General features: G+C 45.4%; 1 pseudogene. It reads left to right on the top strand.

Features of this window, described 5'->3' with window-relative positions:
* A pseudogene (locus CCU_RS13255) lies at positions 1 to 1,942 on the top strand (hypothetical protein); the annotation flags it as partial.
* Positions 1,943 to 2,158 lie beyond the last annotated feature (216 nt).

Genomic DNA, 2,158 nt, shown 5'->3' with positions numbered 1-2,158 from the left:
ACTGGTGTCGGCGAATGATGTTGAGACGGATGAAGAGTGGGATTTTGAGATGCTTCTGCTTCATGCGTACATAAGAAACAGGGAGAAGTTTGACAGCGCCTGTGTTGAATTCAGAGCGCATTACAAGAACTCTTCACATTTGTATATGCTGGACAAGCTCATGGGCGGCGATGTGGATCTTGAATCCATGATCTATTGTTATCCTGACACGGAGATGTCGGATGATGATCCTGAGCAGGCAGATACAAGAGCAAATGAAAATAAGATATTGGAAGAAGACGATCTGAGAATGCATCCAAAGGATGCTAAGATCATGATCATGGTCGAGGATGACGCACCTGTGACGAGTTCCATGAAATTCAAGCAGATGTGGATTAGATCGAAGGATAAAAAAGAGCAGAAAAAGGAAGCTCGTCAGGAAGAAGAGAATTCTGAGCCGAAGAAGAAATCCAGAGGTTTATTTGGATTGATGTCAAGGAAAGAGGAAGAGCTTGTCGAGCAGGAGATGGAATCTCTGAAGAACGAGAATCTTGACAAGGAACAACTGCTCGAGGAAGTTATTTCCGATACTGCTGATGATGCCGGGAATACGGCAAAGCCTGAGCTCAAGGCGATGAGCAGTGACAGTGAGAAAGCTCCTGAGGGAAAGTCACAGGATATGACTGAGATAAGCGGGGAGCTGACTCCTGAGGATGCAGCGGTGTATAACAAAGATAACGACAATGAGTATGAGGATTCCGAACCGGTGGAGGAAGATAACTATGTTATCGAAGAAGAGCCGGAGGAAGTAGTCATGGTTGAAGTTGATGGTGACGATTCTGATGACGTATCTGACAGTGCGTCAGATCGCGATTCTGAAGACGATACTGTTGTGGAGACCTTTGATCCTGAGTTCGAGGGAGACTTTGAGGATGGATTTGAGGCGGATGCAGAGCCGGAGACTTTGCCTGATGAACCGGTTGAATCAGAAACGTTTGATTTTGATAAAGCCTTTGAATCTCTTGAGGAGTTCGAGGTTGACGATGAGAATCTCGAGGATCTGATGGAAGATGCGGAGTCTCAGAATGATGTGGAAGAAACTGCTGTTGAGCCGGGTGTAGAGCAGAATGAACCGGAAGTTGATGAAGTTTCAGTTGAGATCGAACCGGAGATCGAAGAAGAATTCGAGGTAGATGCAGATTCTGAGCCTGAATTCGAAAAAGAACTTGAGGTTGGCGCAGAATTCACGATCGAGGCAGAGCCAGAGGCTGAGGAAGAATTCACAGTCGAGGCAGAGCCGGAGGTTGAGGAAGAATTCACAATCGATGCCGAAGCGGAGATTGAAGATGAATTTGAGACTGAAGCTGAGCCAGAGTTAGAAGAATTTACAATCGATGCGGAATCTAAGGAATCTGAGATGGAAGAAGTTCCAGTGGAAGTCGAACCAGAGGTGGAAGAATTTGAAGCTGAGGCTGAACTGGAGATCGAAGAAACTGAGGCTGAAGCTGAATCAGAGGTCGAAGAGGAATTCACAATGGAAGCAGAGGATAAGTCAGAAGAGAAAATTGCGGTGGAGACAGAACCGGAAAAGCCAAAGAATAATGGCTTCCCGGTGTTTAAGAGCAGTCTGTTCCCTGACTACAACACAGAGAATGCAGCACTGTATGATCTGTCGGCAGAGAAAGATATAAATGCAGAGATAGAGGCTGATGAAGCCAAGATATCGGAAAGTCTTAAGAAAGAGGAGGATCTTATCGGTGAAACAGACAGACTCCTTGCAAGACTTGGAATTAAATTCAACACGGAATTCAATTCTATATTGAATTTTGATGATGAAGATAAAGAGGATGATGTGGCAGCTCCCGACGAGGAGAAGACAGATGAGCAGGAATCCCCACAACAGGAAACGGTTGACGCTGAACCAGAGCAACCGAAGAAAAAGCCGTTCAGACTGAAGGGCTGATCAAAGAAGAAATAAAGTAGCATGATCATACATATAGTGTATTGCTTTTTATTTGAACAAACGGAAGGAGGCGAGGGAATTGGCTGTAGATCAGACAGAAGCAATGATTGCGGCGATCAAGGCACAGCTTGAAAAGGAAAGAGCTGCAGAAGCTGCCAAGAAAAAGAGGGAAGAAGAGGAAGAACTTCTCAAGAGCGGCAGCAAGAAGAAAGATGC

The sequence above is a fragment of the Coprococcus sp. ART55/1 genome, assembly GCF_000210595.1.
GTDB lineage: Bacteria > Bacillota > Clostridia > Lachnospirales > Lachnospiraceae > Coprococcus > Coprococcus aceti.
This window is presented reverse-complemented; position numbering and strand designations above follow the sequence as displayed.